Origin of the sequence: Sphingomonas sp. CD22, from assembly GCF_034556155.1 — a bacterium.
Taxonomy (GTDB): domain Bacteria; phylum Pseudomonadota; class Alphaproteobacteria; order Sphingomonadales; family Sphingomonadaceae; genus Sphingomonas.
On sequence record NZ_JAYDYX010000005.1, the window covers coordinates 322751 to 341997 of the forward strand.

The 19247-nt window shown below is 65.2% G+C and carries 19 protein-coding genes; 15 read left to right on the forward strand and 4 right to left on the reverse strand.

All coding sequences use genetic code 11. From position 1 onward, the window contains the following. The first annotated feature begins 8 nt into the window (after nucleotides 1-8). The 7 genes from SFC76_RS12260 to SFC76_RS12290 all read left to right on the forward strand — a co-directional run bounded on the left by SFC76_RS12260 (nucleotide 9) and on the right by SFC76_RS12290 (nucleotide 8436). Nucleotides 9-671 (forward strand): cation transporter, encoded by a 663-nt coding sequence (locus SFC76_RS12260; RefSeq protein WP_322849745.1) that lies wholly within the window; start codon nucleotides 9-11, stop codon nucleotides 669-671. A 19-nt stretch (nucleotides 672-690) separates the two neighbouring features. Next, nucleotides 691-1023, forward strand: a complete 333-nt coding sequence (locus tag SFC76_RS12265; RefSeq protein WP_322849746.1) for a hypothetical protein — start codon at nucleotides 691-693, stop codon at nucleotides 1021-1023. 65 nt (nucleotides 1024-1088) lie between these two features. Next, on the forward strand, nucleotides 1089-2354 hold the full coding sequence (locus SFC76_RS12270) for a TolC family protein (protein WP_322849747.1): 1266 nt from the start codon (nucleotides 1089-1091) through the stop codon (nucleotides 2352-2354). Further along, the gene (locus SFC76_RS12275; RefSeq protein WP_322849748.1) at nucleotides 2351-3523 is read left to right on the forward strand and encodes an efflux RND transporter periplasmic adaptor subunit; all 1173 of its coding nucleotides are present in this window, start codon (nucleotides 2351-2353) and stop codon (nucleotides 3521-3523) included. Before SFC76_RS12270 ends, SFC76_RS12275 begins: the two co-directional genes overlap by 4 nt. Nucleotides 3524-3526: 3 nt before the next feature. After that, on the forward strand, nucleotides 3527-6754 hold the full coding sequence (locus SFC76_RS12280) for a CusA/CzcA family heavy metal efflux RND transporter (protein WP_322849749.1): 3228 nt from the start codon (nucleotides 3527-3529) through the stop codon (nucleotides 6752-6754). A gap of 10 nt (nucleotides 6755-6764) precedes the next feature. Then, the gene (locus SFC76_RS12285) at nucleotides 6765-7739 is read left to right on the forward strand and encodes a cation diffusion facilitator family transporter (protein ID WP_322849750.1); all 975 of its coding nucleotides are present in this window, start codon (nucleotides 6765-6767) and stop codon (nucleotides 7737-7739) included. A 10-nt stretch (nucleotides 7740-7749) separates the two neighbouring features. After that, nucleotides 7750-8436 carry a transporter gene (locus SFC76_RS12290; protein ID WP_322849751.1) on the forward strand — a complete coding sequence of 229 codons (687 nt, stop codon included), beginning with the start codon at nucleotides 7750-7752 and terminating at the stop codon, nucleotides 8434-8436. 214 nt (nucleotides 8437-8650) lie between these two features. Here the strand turns inward: SFC76_RS12290 and SFC76_RS12295 are convergent, their stop codons facing one another. The 4 genes from SFC76_RS12295 to copC form a co-directional block, all read right to left on the reverse strand. Next, a complete protein-coding gene (locus SFC76_RS12295) occupies nucleotides 8651-9034 on the reverse strand; it encodes a MerR family DNA-binding protein (RefSeq protein ID WP_322849752.1) in 384 nt (127 codons plus the stop codon). Beyond that, nucleotides 9031-11301 carry a heavy metal translocating P-type ATPase gene (locus tag SFC76_RS12300; RefSeq protein ID WP_322849753.1) on the reverse strand — a complete coding sequence of 757 codons (2271 nt, stop codon included), beginning with the start codon at nucleotides 11299-11301 and terminating at the stop codon, nucleotides 9031-9033. Before SFC76_RS12300 ends, SFC76_RS12295 begins: the two co-directional genes overlap by 4 nt. 409 nt (nucleotides 11302-11710) lie before the next feature. Beyond that, nucleotides 11711-12637 carry a copper homeostasis membrane protein CopD gene (gene copD / locus SFC76_RS12305; RefSeq protein WP_322849754.1) on the reverse strand — a complete coding sequence of 309 codons (927 nt, stop codon included), beginning with the start codon at nucleotides 12635-12637 and terminating at the stop codon, nucleotides 11711-11713. 4 nt (nucleotides 12638-12641) lie between these two features. Continuing rightward, a complete protein-coding gene (copC, locus tag SFC76_RS12310; protein WP_322849755.1) occupies nucleotides 12642-13010 on the reverse strand; it encodes a copper homeostasis periplasmic binding protein CopC in 369 nt (122 codons plus the stop codon). Nucleotides 13011-13136: 126 nt separating this feature from the next. Here copC and SFC76_RS12315 point away from each other — a divergent pair, with 126 nt between their 5' ends. The 8 genes from SFC76_RS12315 (at nucleotide 13137) to SFC76_RS12350 (ending at nucleotide 19235) form a co-directional block, all read left to right on the forward strand. Then, a complete protein-coding gene (locus SFC76_RS12315) occupies nucleotides 13137-13412 on the forward strand; it encodes a hypothetical protein (protein WP_267382070.1) in 276 nt (91 codons plus the stop codon). Then, nucleotides 13409-13849 (forward strand): periplasmic heavy metal sensor, encoded by a 441-nt coding sequence (locus SFC76_RS12320; RefSeq protein WP_010165212.1) that lies wholly within the window; start codon nucleotides 13409-13411, stop codon nucleotides 13847-13849. Before SFC76_RS12315 ends, SFC76_RS12320 begins: the two co-directional genes overlap by 4 nt. Next, a complete protein-coding gene (locus SFC76_RS12325) occupies nucleotides 13846-14415 on the forward strand; it encodes an RNA polymerase sigma factor (RefSeq protein WP_010165211.1) in 570 nt (189 codons plus the stop codon). Before SFC76_RS12320 ends, SFC76_RS12325 begins: the two co-directional genes overlap by 4 nt. Before the next feature lie 67 nt (nucleotides 14416-14482). Next, nucleotides 14483-16435, forward strand: a complete 1953-nt coding sequence (locus tag SFC76_RS12330) for a copper resistance system multicopper oxidase (protein WP_322849756.1) — start codon at nucleotides 14483-14485, stop codon at nucleotides 16433-16435. Next, nucleotides 16432-17652: a copper resistance protein B gene (locus tag SFC76_RS12335; RefSeq protein WP_322849757.1), complete on the forward strand. Its 1221-nt coding sequence runs from the start codon at nucleotides 16432-16434 to the stop codon at nucleotides 17650-17652. The genes SFC76_RS12330 and SFC76_RS12335 overlap by 4 nt, the downstream gene beginning before the upstream one ends. A gap of 39 nt (nucleotides 17653-17691) precedes the next feature. Then, nucleotides 17692-18276 carry a DUF305 domain-containing protein gene (locus SFC76_RS12340; RefSeq protein WP_322849758.1) on the forward strand — a complete coding sequence of 195 codons (585 nt, stop codon included), beginning with the start codon at nucleotides 17692-17694 and terminating at the stop codon, nucleotides 18274-18276. A gap of 77 nt (nucleotides 18277-18353) precedes the next feature. Further along, nucleotides 18354-18728 (forward strand): DUF305 domain-containing protein, encoded by a 375-nt coding sequence (locus SFC76_RS12345; protein WP_322849789.1) that lies wholly within the window; start codon nucleotides 18354-18356, stop codon nucleotides 18726-18728. Nucleotides 18729-18866: 138 nt separating this feature from the next. Continuing rightward, a complete protein-coding gene (locus SFC76_RS12350) occupies nucleotides 18867-19235 on the forward strand; it encodes a hypothetical protein (protein ID WP_322849759.1) in 369 nt (122 codons plus the stop codon). Nucleotides 19236-19247 lie beyond the last annotated feature (12 nt).

A 19247-nucleotide genomic window follows, 5' to 3' on the forward strand; every position in this document is an offset into this window, starting at 1 on the left:
TGGCGAACATGGCCTGCACGAGTTGCGCGTCCGACAAGACGGGCACTTTCAACGACCCGAGATGGCGGCGCGCGCTATGGATCGCGCTCGCGATCAACGGGGCCATGTTCGCGATCGAGATTGTCGCCGGCATCGCGGGCGGCTCGAAGGCGCTCCAGGCCGACGCTCTCGACTTTTTCGGCGATACGGCGAACTACGCGATCAGTCTTGGCGTCGCAGGTATGGCTCTCGCCTGGCGCGCCCGCGCCGCAATGCTGAAAGGTGCGACGCTTGCGGTACTCGGTCTTTACGTCCTGATCGCGGCAGGATGGGCGGCGCTTCACGGAACCGTGCCACATGCCGAGATGATGGGGATTGTCGGCGTTGTCGCTTTGATCGCGAACCTCGTCGTGGCGGTGATGCTCTACCGCTTCCGCAGCGGTGACGCGAACATGCGATCGGTCTGGATCTGCTCGCGCAACGACGCGATCGGCAACATCGCCGTTGTCCTGGCCGCAGGCGGCGTGTTCGGCCTGAACAGTGCCTGGCCCGACATTCTTGTTGCAGCGCTGATGGCAGCGCTGGGATTGGCTGGCGGCTTCCAGATCATGCGGCAGGCCCAAGCGGAATTGCGGTCTTCCTCGCGTCCCGCGTCCGTCGATCTCCGAGGATCATTACATGGCAGTCGCTAAGCTGCTACGAGCCGGGCCGATGCAGCGCCTGTCCGCCCTCTTCCTCTGTCTGATGCTCGCGCTGTCGCTCGGGTTCGGATCGGTCGCGCACGCGGCCGAGGGGCCGGGGGTCGAGGTATCCGCATCTACGTCGATCGGCCATGCCGACGGCGATGGCGACCAAGTGCCGGCCGACAGCCAGAAGGGCTATCCCCATCACCATGGTGGATGCCACGGCCATGATATCGGCGTTCCGATGGCCCCTGATCCGGTCGCATCCGCTACGGGGCTGCGCGTGACGCCCTCAACCTGGAACAATGGTCCGATGGCGATGGCGCAGTCGGACCCGGCGCTACGACCTCCCCAAGCCTGACCGACGTCTAAGCTCCGCCCGGCACACCGGCGCGGATTCCAGCGTTCGTCAGGAGATCCTTACCCATGCAGCGTTTAATCGCGGCCCTATTGGCCGTGGCGTCATGCGCGTCGATTGCGCAGGCGCAATCGTCCGAGCCGATATCGACCGGTCCAACCCTTACGCTCGACCAGGCGCTGGCGCTCGCCGGCGCGACCGCGCCCGCGCTGGACGCGGCAACGGCCGGGGTCCGGGCAGCAGAGGCGGGTCGCACCGTCGCGGGCTATCGCCCCAACCCCTCGATCGTCGCGGAAACCGAGAACGTCGCGGGCAGCGGACAATATCGCGGGGTGCGCAGCGCCGAGACAACGGCCGGCTTGGCGTTCCCGATCGAGCTTGGGGGCAAGCGGTCCGCGCGGATCGCAGTGGCCGACGCGATCGGTAGTCGCGCCCGGATCGGCTCTGCCTTGGCCGAAGCCGATCTGCGACTTGCCGTCACACAACTCTACATCGAGGCTACCGCGGCCGACCGTCGCCTCGTCACGGCACGCGAACAGGCGGGGATCGCCCGGGAAGCGCTGCGCGCAGCTGGCGTCCGCGTGCAGGCGGGGCGGGCATCGCCCCTCGAACAGCAGCGGGCCGACGTGCTGCGTATCAATGCCGAAACCGCCGTCGAGCGTGCGCAGCGTCTCGCAGAGGTCGCACGCGACAACCTAACGCGCCGCATCGGACAACCTGCTACCGGCGCACTCGACATGGCGTGGTACGATCGCGTCGAGGGCTTTGGTCCGGCGCAGCCGATCGCGACCGCCGGCACGCTCGCGCTTGCCGCTGCGCGCGCGGACGCCACCACAGCCGAAGCACAGGTGCGGCTCGCACGCTCCCAGCGCGTCCCCGACGTGACGCTCAGCGCCAGTGCGCGTCGTCTCGAGGCGACCAACGATGTCGCGGCAGTATTCGGGGTGTCGATCCCCTTCCCCGTATTCAACAACGGGAAGGCGGCCGTTGCCCAAGCTCGCGCCCAGAGCGATCAGGCACAGGCGCTTCGGCGTGTAGCCGAGCTGAATACGGCACAGGATATCGCACGCGCCCAAGTCGAGGTGGCAAATGCGGCCACGTCCGCCCGCAACGCGAGCGGACCGGCGCTCGCCTCGGCAACCGAGGCGGCGCGGATCGCCCGGATCGGCTACCGCGAAGGCAAGTTCGGCCAGCTCGACCTTCTCGATGCCGAGCGGACCCTGTCCGAAACGCGAACTGCCGTGATCGACGCGCTCGCCACCTATCATGATGCGAAGGCACGCCTCCAACGGCTCGTTGCCGCCGCGCCCTCGTCCGAGGAAACCAATCAATGACGAAGATCATCATTCGGGCGCTTGCACCCGTGACCCTGGCTCTCACCCTTGCGGGCTGCGGCAGTGGTGGCAGCAGCGGCGAAGCCGGGGAAAAAGCCGGAGCTGGAAAGACCGAGAAGACCGAAGCTGGCGAGACCAAAGAAGCGGCCAAGGATGTTGTCACCTTATCCGCGCAGCAGATCGCGGACGCCGGCATCGAGGTGACGCGCCCGACCGTAGGCGGCGAAGCTGGTGCGATCGAGCTGTCCGCGACGATCGAAGGCGATCCGCAAGGCGTACAGGTTGTGTCGGCCTCGGTCGGGGGGCGCCTCGTCTCGCTCACCCGCAATCTCGGCCAATCCGTCAGCCGCGGCGATCCGCTCGCGATTATCGAGAGCCGGGAAGCAGCATCGCTCAAGGCCGAAGTCGAGGCGGCGCGCGCACGTGCCGCCCTCGCCGGGTCCAACCTGCGCCGCGAACAGCGCCTGTTCGCCGAGAGCGTCTCGCCGGAACAGGATCTCGTCGCCGCGCGGACCGCGGCAACGGAAGCCGGTATCGCACTGCGTTTGGCGCAACAGCAGTTGTCGGCGACCGGGAGCGGGGGCGGCGCGCTCAACCGCATTGCGGTGCGCTCGCCGATCGGCGGTCAGGTCATCGCACGGTCTGCCACACTCGGGCAGACGGTCGCTTCCGACGCCGAACTGTTCCGCGTCGCCAATCTTTCGAAAGTCACCGTCACCACGTCGCTGGTGCCGAATGATGCAGGCCGGGTGAAGCCTGGCGCGCGCGTCGAGGTCACGGCCCCCGGCCGGCGTCAGGAGGGTCGGGTGACGTTTGTCTCGCCCGTGCTGGACGAGACGACCCGGCTGGTGCCGGTGATCGCGACGCTCGACAACGCTGGTAGCACTTGGCGGGTCGGCGAGACGGTCAACGTGTCGATCCTCGTGCCCGCCACCGGCGACCGTACCGTCGCCGTCCCGTCAGCCGCGGTGCAAATGATCGAAGACAAGTCGTTCGTTTTCGTCCGGACCCCGACAGGGTTCCGCGCGCTGCCAGTGACATTGGGCCGGACCAATGGCGGTCAGGTCGTGGTGACATCGGGCCTCAGCGGCTCCGAGCGGATCGCGTCCACCAACAGCTTCACGCTCAAGGCCGAACTCGGCAAGGGCTCGGGCGCGGACGAGGACTGAGCCATGATCGGTCGCATCGTCACCCTTTCCGTCGAAAAGCGCTGGCTGGTCCTGCTTTTCACCGTCGCCGCAGCATTGATCGGGATCGGCGCACTGCGTCAGCTTCCAATTGATGCCGTGCCCGACATCACCAACAACCAGGTGCAGATCAACGTCGTCGCCCCTGCCCTCTCACCGGACCAGATCGAAAAACAGGTCGCCTTTACCGTCGAGACTGCGCTCGCCGGCATCCCCGGCCTCGAATATACAAGGTCTCTCAGCCGCAACGGCTTCGCTCAGGTCACGGCTGTTTTCTCCGAGAAGACCGATATCTACTTCGCACGGGCACAGGTCGCGGAGCGCCTGCGGACCGCCGAGGAAGACCTGCCGCAAGGCGTGAACCCTGAGATGGGGCCGATCGCGACCGGGCTCGGCGATATCTTCATGTGGACGGTCGAATACCGCGAGCTGGATCAGACTCGTCACCGCAACGGCGAACCCGGCCTGCAACGCGATAGCAGCTACATCACGCCGGAGGGCGATCACCTCGTCAGCGATGCCGACAAGGCGACCTACCTGCGGACCGTGCAAGACTGGATCGTCACGCCGCAGCTCAAGAGCACGGCGGGTCTGGCTGGCGTCGACTCCCTTGGCGGCTACACCAAGGAATATCTCGTCGTTCCCGACGTCCAGCGTATGGCGGCGATGCGCCTCACGCTGCAGGATCTTACAACGGCGCTGGAGCGCAATAACACCAGCGCCGGCGCGGGTGTCGTCAACCGCAACGGTGAAGGGCTTGCCGTTCGCTCGGACGGGCGTGTGCGCAACGCCGACGAACTCGCCCGCACCGTTATCGCCACGCGCGAGGGCGTGCCGATCCTGCTCAACCAGATCGCGACCGTCCGCACCGGCCAGGCGCTCCGCATGGGGTCCGCGTCCGAGAACGGTCATGAAGTTGTCGTCGGGACGGCGGTGATGCGGATCGGGGAAAACAGCCGCACCGTATCGACGGGCGTGGCCGAGCGGCTGACCCAGATCGGCCGATCCTTGCCAGTCGACGTGGTGGTGAAGCCGGTCATGAACCGGACCGAACTGGTGAACTCCACCATCGCCACGGTTGCCCGCAACCTCGCCGAAGGCGCTGTGCTGGTCATCGTCGTCCTGTTCGCGCTGCTCGGCAATTTCCGGGCGGCACTGATCGCCGCATTCGTCATCCCGATCACAATGCTCCTCACCAGCATCGGTATGCTGAAAGCTGGTGTCTCCGCCAATCTGATGAGCCTCGGCGCGCTCGACTTCGGCCTGATTGTCGACGGCGCCGTTATCATCGTGGAGAATGCGTTGCGCCGCCTCGCCGAGGCGCAGCACGGCCGCGAAGGCGAGCTGACGATGGAACAGCGGCTCGGGTTGGTCGCTGCCTCCGCCCGCGAGATGATCCGCCCGTCTGTCTACGGGCAGGCGATCATCATCCTCGTCTATGCGCCGCTCCTCACCTTCTCCGGCGTCGAGGGCAAGATGTTCGAGCCGATGGCACTCACCGTCATCATCGCGCTCGTCTTCGCCTTCATCCTGTCGTTGACCTTCGTGCCCGCAGCCATCGCCATCTGGCTCAGCAAGCGGGTCGAGGAGAAAGAAAGCCGCATCGTCGCGTTCCTGCGGCGACGCTACGAACCGGGGCTCGATGCGGCCATGCGCCGACCGAGCCTCACCATCGGCGTCGCGGTCGGCGCGCTCGCGCTTGCCGGTGTCGCCTTCACTACCTTGGGCCAAGAGTTTCTGCCCCAGCTCGATGAAGGCAATGTCCTCGTGCAGGCGGTCCGCATCCCGGGCACGTCGGTCGACCAGAGTCAGGCCATGCAATTCCAGGTCGAAAAGGCGCTCGCCAAGGCGCCGCAAGTCAGGTTCGCTTTCTCGCGCACCGGCACGTCCGAAATCGCATCGGACCCGATGCCGCCTAACGCGACCGACACGTTCGTCATCCTGAAGCCCAAGAACGAATGGCCTGACCCCGGTCTGTCCAAGGAGGCGCTGGTCGAGCAGTTGGAAAAGCGACTTTCCACCCTGCCGGGCAACGCCTACGAAATCACCCAGCCCATCCAGATGCGCTTCAACGAGCTGATCGCCGGTGTGCGCGGTGATATCGCGATCAAGGTGTTCGGCGACGACTTCGGCGAGATGAACGCGACCGCAAATCGCATCGCCGGCATCCTGCGTGCGACGCGCGGCGCCGCAGACGTCCGGGTCGAGCAGACCGAAGGTCTGCCGATGCTCGACATCCGTCCCAACCGCACCGCCATGTCGCGGGTCGGGGTGACGGCCGGCGACGTGCAGGACACGGTTGCCGCCGCGATCGGGGGACGCCAAGCCGGCGTCATCTTCGAAGGCGATCGCCGCTTCCCCGTCGTGATCCGCATGGCGGAAAGCGCACGATCCGATCTGACCGGGGTCGCCCAGGTGCCCGTGCCGACCGCAGGCGGCGGTTTCGTGCCGTTGTCGACGGTCGCGGATATCGCCGTCGTCGACGGTCCCAACCAGATCAGCCGGGAGAACGGAAAGCGGCGCGTCGTGGTGCAGGCGAACGTCCGCGACCGCGATGTGGCAGGTGTCGTCGCCGATGCGCGCGCCGCGATCGACAGCCAGGTGAAGCTACCTCCGGGCACTTATCTCGAATGGGGCGGCCAGTTCGAAAATCTGGCGTCTGCACGCGACCGGCTCGCGATCGTCGTGCCGATCTGCTTCGCCGTCATCATGCTGCTGCTTTACGGGGCGCTAGGCTCCGTTCGGGACGCGCTGATCGTGTTCACGGGCGTGCCCCTGGCCTTGGTAGGCGGAGTGCTGGCGCTGGTGCTGCGGGGGATGCCATTCTCCATTTCCGCGGCCGTAGGCTTCATCGCGCTGTCGGGCATCGCGGTGCTCAACGGGTTGGTGATGGTGTCCTCCATCCACGACCTGATGCGCGACGGCGTGGATCGCGCTGTGGCGGCGCACCAAGGGGCGCTCGCCAGGCTCAGGCCGGTTGCCATGACCGCACTCGTCGCCTCGCTCGGGTTCGTACCGATGGCGCTGGGGCACGGTGCCGGTGCCGAGGTGCAGAAACCTCTCGCGACCGTGGTTATCGGAGGTCTCATCTCCGCGACCCTTCTGACCCTGTTCGTGCTGCCGACGCTCTACGCCCGCTTCGGCGCGCGCGCGCTGCCGGCGTCATCGGACGGCCATCTCGAACTCCCTCCCTTGCCCGCTGCGGCACACTGAAAGACAGATCATGCACGATCATGCAGCGGGTGGCGACGCCCATGGCCATAGCGAACCGGGTGGTCAGGACCACGGCCACGCTCACGGGGGGCATGGCCACAGCCACGCCCCCAAGAGTTTCGGCAAGGCGTTCGCGATCGGCACCGCCCTCAATCTCGGCTTCGTCATCATCGAGGCCGGTTACGGCATCGCGTCGGGATCGATGGCGCTGCTGGCCGATGCCGGCCACAATTTGAGCGACGTGCTGGGCCTGCTGATCGCCTGGGGCGCGGCGACGCTCGGCAAGCGCCGCCCGAGCGGCAAATACACCTATGGCTTCCGCAGCTCGTCGATCCTGGCGGCGTTCCTGAATGCCCTGCTGCTGCTTGTCGCCATCGTCGTGATCGCGGTGGAGGCGATCCGGCGCTTTTCCGAGCCTGCTCCGGTAGCGGGCGGCACGGTGATGATCGTCGCGGCGATCGGCATCGTCGTCAACACGGCGACCGCGCTCCTGTTCATGTCGGGGCGTAAGGGCGACCTCAATATCAAGGGCGCGTTCCTCCACATGGCAGCCGACGCCGCGGTGTCGGCCGGCGTCGTGGTGGCAGGCTTCATCATCGTGAAGACCGGCCTCACCTGGATCGATCCGGTGACGAGCCTCGTCATCGTTGCGGTAATCGCGATCGGGACTTGGGGGTTGCTCCGCGATTCCGTGAACATGAGCCTGCAGGCCGCACCTCCCGGCCTAAACCCCGAGGAAATCGGCACCTTCCTGCGCGGACGCGAGGGCGTGCAGGAGATCCACGATCTGCACGTCTGGCCGATGAGCACGACCGAGACGGCTTTGACCGTGCATCTGCTCGTCCCGAGCGGCTATCCCGGCGACGCCTACACGGCCGGCGTCGCGGCAGCTCTGAAGGAAAAGTTCGGGATCGACCACGCGACGATCCAGATCGAGACCGACCCGGGAACGCCGTGCACGCTCGAATCCGACAAGACCGTTTGAGGCTCGCGACATGCAGGCATTAGTCTTTACCCTGATCCCGGTCGCGGCCGTACTGCTCGGTTCGCTGGTTGCCGTTACCAGACGACCGAGCGAAGCCGTCGTAAGCGCGATGCAGCATCTGGCGGCAGGCGTGGTGTTCGCCGCAGCGGCAGTCGAGATCCTTCCGCAGGTGATGCACAAAGGCTCGCCCATCGCGACCTTCATCGGGGGGGCGATCGGCATCATCGTCATGCTTTCGCTAAAAGCCATCGAGGGTCGGGCCAAGGGGCCTATTGCGATGCTCGGTGCCGTCGGCGTCGACATCCTGATCGACGGGCTTGTCCTTGGCCTGGCGTTCATCGCCGGCGGCAAAGCGGGCATATTGCTGACCATCGCTTTGACCCTCGAGGTGCTGTTCCTCGGATTGACCGTGACGACCGAACTCGGCGAGACGATCCGATCGAAGGCCCGCATCGTGGCGATCACGGTGGGGATCGCGCTGCTGCTGCCGATCGGCGCGGCGCTGGCGACGCCCGTGGCACTGCTCCCGCCCATCATCATCGCCGGGTTCCTGAGTTTCGGGCTGATGGCTTTGCTCTACCTCGTCACCGAGGAGCTGTTGGTCGAGGCGCACGAAAAGCCCGACACCCCGCTCATCAGCGCCATGTTCTTTATCGGCTTTTTGGGGCTTCTCCTGATCGAGGAGATATTGAGCTGACCGGTCAGCATGGCACACGCTGGACCGCCGAGACCGACGCCGAGCTACGCCGGCGCGTGGCGGCCAAGCAGACCATCGGACAGATCGCGCGCGAGATGGGACGAACGATGGACGCGATCCGCGGCCGGGCAGCGTCGCTGCGGATCACGCTTCGCTCTTCGCAACGACCGTGGCGGGACGGCGTTGCTCGTCGCCCTAGCGACTAGGCGCGACTTCACGCTTCCATGCGGCGAAGAATCGGGCAGTCCGGTCGATCGTCTCCGTGACAGCGGTTCACCAATTCCAGGAGCGTCGATCGCATATCTTCAAGCGCAGCCGCCTTGCGCCCGAGTTCGTCAGCGCGCGCTTGCGCAAGCATTTTGACTTCGCTGCTGGATCGGCTGCGATCAGACCAGAGGCCGAGTAGCGTCCTGATCTCCTCGATCGGAAAGCCCAGGTCACGCGCGTTGGCAATGAAGCGAAGGCGGTGAACGTCGGGGTCGGCATAGTCGCGGTAACTCCCACGCCGGGGCGGCGCGGGCACGAGACCGATCTTCTCGTAATGGCGGATCATGCGCTGCGAGACACCGCTGGCATCCGATGCGGCCCCGATGTTCATAGCTTCACCGTGTTCAACCGCAGCGCGTTGAGGACCACGGTGAGGGACGAGAGCGCCATCGCCGCGCCGGCCAGCATCGGCGAGAGGAGAATGCCTGCCACGGGGTAGAGCACCCCGGCCGCGACCGGCACGCCGATCCCGTTGAACAGGAAAGAGAAGAACAGGTTCTGACGGATATTCCGCATCGTCGCGCGGGCGAGCTTCCGCGCACGCACGATCGCCGACAGATCGCCGCGCGTGAGCGTTATGCCGGCGCTTTCGATCGCCACGTCCGTTCCCGTACCCATCGCCAGACCAACATCGGCGGCCGCCAGAGCGGGCGCATCGTTGATTCCGTCGCCGGCCATCGCGACCTTGGCACCGCCCGCCTTCAGTTCGCCGATGATACGCGCCTTGTCCTCCGGGCGCAGGCCGGCGCGGACGTCGTCGAGTCCGCCGACAGCGCGGCCGACCGCATCGGCATTCGTCTGATTGTCACCAGTCAGCATAATGACGCGAAGCCCTTGCTGGCGAAGCGCGGCGATTGCCTCTCCGGCGTTGGCGCGGACCGGATCGGCGACCGCGAGCAGGCCGGCAAGAGCGCCATCGATCGCCACCAGGATGACGCCTGCACCCTCGCCACGACGACGATCGGCATCGGCGTCGAGCGCTTTGGGATCAGCGCCAATTCGGCGCATTTGCTCGGCGTTCCCGATCACGACCGGACGGCCATCGACCTTGGCGCTGACCCCTAGACCGGTTTGCGAGGCGAAGTCCGAGACCGTGCCGAGCTGCAATTCTCGATCCTTGGCGGCAACGACGATTGCGTGTGCGAGCGGGTGTTCGGATTGCCCTTCGACGGCCGCAGCAAGCGCTAGCAGGTCGTTCTCCACGACCGAGCCGATCGTCTGGACCGCGATGAGCTTAGGCTTGCCTTCCGTGAGCGTGCCCGTCTTGTCGATGACCAGTGTATCGACTTTTTCGAGCCCCTGGAGCGCTTCGGCGTTCTTCACCAGCACACCGGCCTGAGCCCCGCGGCCCGTCCCGACCATGATCGACATGGGCGTAGCGAGACCCAGCGCGCAGGGGCAGGCGATGACGAGCACGGCGATGGCATTGAGCATGGCATGACCCATGCGCGGCTCAGGACCGACCAGCGACCACACCACGAACGTCGCGATAGAAACCAGCACGACCAACGGCACGAACCAGCCGGATACCTGATCGGCGACTGCCTGGATCGGGGCACGGCTGCGCTGCGCGTCCGCGACCATGCGGACGATCCGCGCCAGCATCGTATCCGATCCGACCGCGCGCGCTTCCATGACCAGGCTGCCCGTGCCGTTGACCGTTCCACCCGTGACGGCCGCCTCGACTTCCTTGAGGACAGGGGCGGGCTCGCCGGTGAGCATGGACTCATCGACCGAGGAGCGTCCCTCGACCACCACGCCGTCGACGGGGATAGCATCCCCGGGACGAACGCGTAGCCGATCGCCGGCCGCCACGTCGGCGAGGCTGACTTCCTCCTCGGACCCGTCCGATCGCACCCGGCGCGCCGTCTTGGGAGCAAGATCCATCAGGGCGCGGATCGCGCGCCCGGTCGCCGCTCTGGCACGCAGTTCAAGGACCTGTCCGAGCAGCACCAAGGCTACCACCACTCCGGCCGCCTCGTAATAGACCGGGACCACGCCGCCGTGCATGCGGAAGGTCGGCGGGAAGATGCCGGGCGCGACCGTCGCGACCAGGCTGTATAGGAAGGCTGCACCGACCCCGATCGAGATCAGCGTGAACATATTGAGATGGCGAGTGCGAAGCGACGTCCATCCCCGCTGAAAAAACGGCCAGCCCGCCCACAGTACGATCGGGGCGCTGAGCGCGAGCTGTACCCAAGGTGATGCGGCAGGACTGACGACATGGACGCCGAGCATTTCGGCGACCATCGAGATCGCCAGCAATGGCACAGCGAGCACACCCGCCACCCATAGCCGACGCGTGAAATCGACCAGCTCGGGATTAGGCCCATCGTCGAGCGACGGCTCTTCCGGTTCGAGCGCCATGCCGCAGATCGGGCATGTCCCCGGCCCCTCCTGACGGATTTGCGCGTGCATGGGACACGTCCAGATAGCGCCCGGCGTCGCCATTGGCGCAGGCTTCGGCTTGTCGCCGAGGTAGACGTCAGGGTTGGCGACGAATTTGGTCCGGCAACCGGCACTGCAAAAGTGATAGATTTGGCCGGCGTGCTCAGCATGATGCGCCGTTTTCGCCGGATCGACCGTCATTCCGCACACAGGGTCCGTGACCGTCGCTGCGCCATCAGAGACTTTGCCGCCAGCGCAGCAGCCTCCAGCCTCGGCGTGATGCTCGTCGTTTTTGGCCGTCTCGGGAGGCCCCTCAGCCGCTCCACCCGAGCAGCAGGCCGCTGGCGCGGGAGAGACAGTCGCGGCCGCAGGCTCAGTGGTACTATGCCCGGGACAGCCGCACCCGCTGGCTTGAGGCGTATGGGAATGAGGGTCGTTCATGGCGTGAGACTCCTTCTACCCGAGGGCATGTAGGGTCTGACATCGTGTCAAGGTCAAGCCTGCCTACCTAGACTCTACGCGGCCGGGGTCGGTTGCCCTTGGAAACAAACGGCAGTGGTCCGCCGATTGATCCATCGGAGCAGGAGGCCGGGAGGCACGAGGACCGCCCGACCGATCCTCACATCGCCGATGCAGGGGGAGCAAGCGTCCCCAGCCAGGCGACGAGTCCGAGGATGACGACGATGCACCCGGTCTCGGTTACGAGGCTCGCGCGCAACGTACCGAGAGCCCTGCGATGATCGGCACTGGCGATCGATCGCTCGAAAGTCGGCGTCAACCAAAAGCGGTTGAGGGCGGCAAGACCGAGCATAACTGCAAATAACACCAGCTTGGCGAGCAGGAGCCGACCATAGAGCGACTTACCGAGATCCGTGAGGTGGTCGACACCGACCAACATCCAGCCGTTGATCAAGCCGGTAATGACGATCGTAGCGACCACAACCGTTCCGACCATCCCGAACCCGTACAGCGCGCGGTGCGTCAGTTCGAGGTGTGCTGCATCGACCCGCGCAGCGGGCCGCGAGACGAGAAGGATCAGCCCGAACAAGGCCCCGACCCAAGTCGCCGAAGCGACGAGGTGCAGAATATCGGCACCGAGGTGAACCCAGCCGATCGCGGCGTCATCCATCGCACCGTGCCCGGTCCATGCCAGCGTGCTGATCGCAACGACGGCGCAAAGTGCGACGATGCACAGCCAGATTCCATGGCGGGCAATCATCATTGCCGCCACACCTGCGACAACGAGCACGACCATGCGGAGCTTCCAGGCCGCTCCGATCGCAGACCCGGTGAGCAGCGCGCCGATCGCTTCGCGATCGATTGGCCACGCTGGCGTTTCCGCCATCGAGGAGGCCATCAGCACGATCCAGGCGGCCGAGAATAAGAGGCCGAGGGCGGCGCTGCCGACCAGCCATGCGCGCAGCGCGAGCGCATCACCGCGCTCGTCAGCTCGCAGCCCATAGATGCCGAATGCAGCGAGGCCGAACAGCGCCGCCAGCGTCAGGTAAAGCGCGAAGCGGATGCCGATCAGCGACCAATCGGTCATCGTCTCACTTCACCGCAAAGGCATAGCTTCCGGCGACCTTGTGCGTGTCTGTCGAGACCACCTGCCATGCCACGCGATAGCGGCCGTGCGGGAGCGAGCCGTTGGGAGTGACGATCAGCGTACGGCCATCAGGCCCCAGCTTTGCTACGCTGGCCATCTTCATGGCTGCCATCCCGGGCATGGCCGCCATAGTCAGTTCTGCCTTGGAAAAGGCTGGCATCAGTTTTTCGCTGAAATGCAGCTCGATATGCGTCGGCTTTGCGACGGTCGCATTCGCGGACGGGCTCGCAGACAGCAGTTTGGGGTGAGCGTAGGCGGTGCCGCCGAGTGCCAGGCTTGCGGCAGTGGCGATCAGGGCAGGGAAGCGGCGCATGGATGGCTCCTTCGTAATGGGGACTATCCTTCGTTACGCGCCCCAATCGACTACCCCTCGAAAGGTCGTGTTGAGGGATTGGGCTGCGGCATGCGTAACCTATGCTAGAGGAGTGGAGTGAACGACATGGATGACCTCGACGCAGTATTGACGAGGATGGCGCACGCTCCCGTGCCCGCCAGCCTCGACGGAATGGAAGCCAGAGTGCTTGCGCGCATCGCGGCGCGGCCAGCGGCACGAGCCGGCACGGGCATCGGCGCAGTGACGATCGCCGTAGCGCTCGTCATGGGCGTCTTGGGCGCGGGCTTTCCGGCCAGAGAGGCCGGGGCGGTTTCTGCGCTTTCACCACTCGGGCCAATGTCGCCGCTCGCCCCGTCGGTTTTGCTCGCCGGCGCGCCATGAGCGGTCGCGTCCGGCTGATAGTGTGCGTGATCGCCTGCTTTGTAGCGGCGATCGGCGGTGTGTTCATCGGGCGGGCACTTCTCCCCTCGCCGGTGCAGCCCGGCGCGGAGCTGCACGAAGTGCTGCATCACAAGCTGGCGCTGGACGCAGACCAGCAGGCACGCCTGCAAGTGCTGGAACAGCGCTTCGCGGTCCAACGCCGCGCCTTCGAGCTGGAGTTGCGGGCCGACAATGCCCGTCTCGCGGAGGCTATCGAAGTCGAACACGGCAACGGACCGCGCGTTGTCGCGGCAGTCGATCGGAGCCACGCCGTCATGGGCGAGCTCCAGAAGGCGACGCTCGCGCATATATTCGCCATGCGACAGCTTCTCCGGCCCAACCAGACCGGGCAGTTCGACCAGGCGGTGGTGAAGGCGCTCACCGACGATCAGCGTTGAGTCTAGATTGGACCTCGCTCACCGAGGCCGAGCTTGCGACGCTCAGCATCGCGGGGCGGGAAGCGGCCTTTGCCGAGATCATGCGTCGTCATCGGCAACCGATTTTCCGGATGGTCCGCGCCTGCGTCGGTGAACCCGACGAGGCGCTGGATCTGTTGCAGGAGACCTTCGTCGCCGCCCACCAGGCCATGCCACGCTACGATGGCAACCGGTCGATGCGGGCGTGGCTTTCCACGATCGCGCTCAACAAATGCCGTGATTGGGGACGCAAGCGGACCGTGCGCCGCTTCCTCTCGTTCGCGATCCCGGTCGGCATCGAGGCCGAGGCGGTTACAGACGATCAGGTGCCGATCGACGACGCCGCCAGCGATCGGCAGGAGCTGGACCGGGTGACACGCGCCATCGCTGCCCTCCCCGTTGCCTTGAAGGAGCCGCTGGTGTTGCGGACGATCGAAGGTTTGAGCCAGGCGGAAACCGCTGCGGTATTGTCGATCAGCGAGAAGGCGGTGGAAACGCGGCTTTATCGCGCGCGCGCCAAGCTGCTCGAGCAATTAGGCGATCGTTGAGGGGTAGCGCGACGCACCGCGTATCAAGGCTAGGGGGACATCCCCGATCGAAAGCCTTGAGGATCGTATGAGCCGCATTATCGACCGCCGCCAGATGCTACGCGGTGCCGCCCTTGCAGGCGGCGGACTCGCGCTGTCGGCCTACATGCCGGCATGGGCGCAGACCAATTCGGCAGGCATCATCACGCCGCTGCCGACCGTCACCGGCAACGACATTACGCTCCGCATCGCGCGCCAGACGATGATGATCGATGGCCGCGCGTCCAAGGCGATCGGCATCAACGGCACCGTGCCGGCCCCGCTGATCCGGTTGCGCGAGGGGCAGACCGTTCGTCTCAATGTCATCAACGATCTCGACGAGGACAGTTCGATCCACTGGCACGGCCTGCTCGTTCCCCCGCAGTTCGATGGAGTGCCCGGCATCTCGTTCCCCGGCATCAAGCCCCGTTCGAGCTTCCTCTACGAGTTTCCGATCCGGCAGAACGGCACGTATTGGTATCACAGCCATTCCGGGCTTCAGGAACAGCTCGGGCATTACGGGCCGATCGTGATCGATCCTGCCGGCGCCGATCCGGTGCAGTCCGACCGCGAACACGTCATCGTGCTGTCCGACCACAGCCAGCTCAGCCCGGCTACCATCTTCCGCGACATGAAAGTCGACCCCGGTCACTTCAACTATCAGCGCCAGACCCTCGCCGGCCTGCTTTCCGGCAAGGATCAGCCGCTCAAGGACCGCGTGGATTGGGGCAAGATGCGGATGGACCCCACCGATATTTCCGACGCGACCGGCCCCGCCTATACCTATCTCGTCAACGGTCACGGCCCGCGCGACAACTGGACCGCGCTGTTCACGCCCGGGCAGCGCGTGCGACTACGCGTGATCAATGCATCGTCGATGACAACCTTCAACGTCCGCATCCCCGGCTTAAAGCTCAGCATCGTCCAGGCCGACGGGCAAAACGTCATGCCGGTCGAGGTGGACGAGTTCCAGATCGGTGTTGCCGAAACCTACGACGCAATCGTCACTCCGATCGACGACCGCGCCTACACGCTTGTCGGCGAGGCAATCGACCGATCCGGCCTGGCGCGCGCCACCCTGGCCCCTCGCCCCGGCATGGCGGCCGAGGTGCCTGCGCTTCGTCCGCGTCCGCTCGCGACGATGAAGGACATGGGCATGGATATGTCGTCGATGGGCGGCATGGATATGTCGAGCGGCGGGATGCGCGGCCCCGACCCGACCAATGAAAAGAACCCGTCCGCCGGTCTCACCACCCCCGGCGCCGGCATGGCAACAGGCGCAATGGCAATGGACGGAATGCCGCAAGGCGGCACGATGTCAGGGATGGATCATTCGGCGATGAACCACGGTGCGATGGCGACGGGCGGCAGCGCGGGCGGCATGGCGGGGATGGACCATAGTTCGATGGGCGGCGAGCAGGGCATGGCCGGCATGGACATGGAGTCCATGAAGATGCGCGACTTCTCCAAAGCCCCGCAGGTCAAGAAGGGGCCGGGTGTCCAGACGATCTCGCCGATGCCGATGGATCGCACCGGCGACCCCGGTCAGGGGCTAGAGAATGTCGGCCACAAGGTGCTGGTCTACCGGGACTTGATGGCGCTGGAACGCAACCCGGACGTGCGGGCTCCCAGCCGCAGCCTCGACATTCACCTGACCGGCAACATGGAGCGCTTCATGTGGTCGTTCGACGGCGTGAAGATGTCCGACATGATGGAGCCGATCCCCTTCCTCGAAGGTGAGCGCGTGCGGATAAACCTCATCAACGACAGCATGATGGGGCACCCGATCCATATCCACGGCCACTTTTTCGAGCTGGTGACGGGGCACGGCGATCATGCACCGCGCAAACACACCGTCATCGTGCAGCCAGGCGGCAAGGTGACGTGGGATTTTACCGCCGATGCAGTCGGCGATTGGGCGTTCCACTGCCATCTCCTCTACCACATGCACGCCGGCATGATGCGAACCGTGAGTGTCCGTCCGCGGGGAGACGCCGCATGACGCGCCTCGCTCCCCTGCTGGCGTCGGTTGCCATGTTGACCCTCGCGGCTCCGGTCGCTGCGCAGTCGATGCAGGGCATGAACATGCCCGGCATGACGATGCCGGCTCAGAAGAAACCTGCGGCCAAGTCGTCCGCGCCAGCTAAGCGCGCCAAGGCGAAGCCCGTTGCTGCGAAGCGCAAGGCGCCCGCGAAAACCACGGCTGACCCGATGGCCGGCATGGCGGGCATGGACCATCCGGCGATGCCGGGCATGGCCATGCCCGGCGATGTCTCACAGCCAGCGCCGGGCGCGTCCCAATCCATGCAGGGAATGGAGATGCCCGCGAGCGGCCAAACGGCTCCACAGGGCGCTCAGCAGGCAATGCCGGGGATGAATATGTCCGGCGAGCAGCACAGCGGCCATGATATGCAGGCCATGCCGGGCATGGTCGGGATGGCAATGTCCGCAATGGAGCAGACCGGCACGGCGCTTTCCGCCGGGAACGCACCGGCTCCCGCGCCGCCGATGGATCATTACGCCGATCGTCAGTTCGCGCCGGCCGATATGGCCAAGGCGCGGCACGACATGATGTTCGAGCAAGGCGGCCAGCCCTTCTACCAGGTCATGTTCAATCTCGCCGAATATCAGGCACGCCAAGGCCGCGACGGATATCGTTGGGATGGCGAGGCGTGGTTCGGCGGTGACATCAATCGCTTGTGGCTGAAGAGCGAGGGCGAGGGCGCTTTACGCGAGGGTGTCGAAAGTGCCGAAGTCCAGGCGCTCTACAGTCGAGCCGTCGGGCCGTACTTTAACCTTCAGGCAGGCGTCCGCCACGACTTCCAGCCGTCACCCAACCGCACCTATGCGACCGTCGGGTTCGAGGGTCTTTCGCCTTATATGTTCGAGGTCGAGGGCGCTTTGTTCCTGTCGACCAAGGGGGATCTGCTCGGTCGCCTCGAGGGGTATTACGACCAGCGCATCACGCAGCGGCTGATCCTTCAGCCGCGGGTCGAGTTCAACCTATCGGCGCAGGACGTGCCCGAAAACCGGCTTGGCGCGGGGCTGACCGACGCCGAGCTGGGGCTCCGGCTCCGCTACGACATCAGGCGGCAGTTCGCGCCCTATATCGGCGTCTCCTATGTCGCACAGACCGGACGTACCGCCGATTTCACACGCGCCGAGGGCAAAGGTCCGACCACTACCAGCTTCGTGGCCGGTGTGCGGGTGTGGTTCTGACGATGAAAGACGCGGGGGCGCAAATAGGGAAACACGAAGATGGATAACCACGAGAAAAGTAGCGGAACGGGTTACGGTCGTTTTGCCGCGATGATCGCGACTTCGACCATCGTGATGTTCGGTCTGATGTATCTGAACACCTACACGTGGCGTCACGTCGAATATAGCCAGACCCGAATGTGGATGGCCGTCGTCATGGGAGCGACGATGGCCGTCATCATGCTCGGCTTCATGTGGTCGATGTATAAGAACCGGACCGTCAATTTGGCGATTCTGGCCGGTAGCGTCGTAGTCTTCGCGCTCGCCTTATGGCTGGTCCGGAGCCAGGAGACGGTCGACGACGTGAGCTATATGAAGGCGATGATCCCACACCACTCGATCGCGATCATGACAAGCGAGCGGGCGCACATCAAAGATCCCGAAGTTCGCCGACTGGCCGATGGGATCATTGATGCCCAGGTTCGCGAAATCACAGACATGAAGCGGATGATTGCGCGGCTGGAAGCGCACCCCACGCCGAACGGCGCGCCGGACCTACCGTCTTACCGCGACAAGCAGGTTCCCCCTCCCCCGCCCGAAACCGACAAGAGCGCCGGGGTGAACACCCTACAGCCGATCCACTGACGGCGTGAGGGATGCGATGCTTTGCCGCGTAGAAGGTTGAGTAATCACCGAGGAGATCGAGAATGCGTTTGATACCGATGTTTGCAGCCTTTGCGATCCTCGCCACCCCCGCGCTCGCGCAGCAGGGCGGGATGCAGGGCATGGATCATAGCCAGATGAAGGGCATGAACCACGACGACATGGCCACGATGATGGCCGGCAATCCGTACGGTCAGGCCGAGATGGACATGCACCAGAAGATGATGGCCGCGAAGCAGGGCGACCCATCGGAAATGTGGACCCGCAAGATGATCGAGCATCACCGCGGCGCGATCACCATGTCGCGTGTCGCGGTGCGCGACGCCAAGGATGCCGAGACGCGGCAGATGGCCCAGATGACGATCACCAAGCAGGAAAAGGATATTGCAGAACTACAGGCGTGGCTTCGCAAGCACGGTAAGCGCCCGCAATAACGGGTGTTGCCCCGCCCTGTTTTCCCAAGCACGGGCAACAGAGCGGGGCTTTCGATTTCATCATGTAACCAAATCGATGATCTCGCGAAGAAGACTTGGCCGATTGACAGGTTCAAAGGCGCCACGCAGGAAGTGCATGTGAAGCGCCTATTCCTTTTCCTGATGCTGATCGGCGTGATGGTCGGACTGGCTGTGCAGCAGTCGGCCGAAGCGCTTGCTGCCCCGGCAGGGGCGATGGACATGGCAGCGATGGCAACCAGCGACATGGCATCCATGCCGGACTGCATGTCGGCGATGGAGAAGGACGCAGCCCACAAGCCGTGCAAGTGCGGCTTGGCCGGCTGCATCGCTATGATGGCGTCGGGCGGATCGATGATGCTGTCCGACGCATCGATGGTTCTCCAGGCTGCGGCCCGCTCCGATCGTGATGAGCAAATCGGTATCTTCGCAGCCTTGCGGGGCCGTTCGACCGCCCCCGAGCCAGAACCGCCTTCGATCCCGATCTGATTTCAAGTCCGC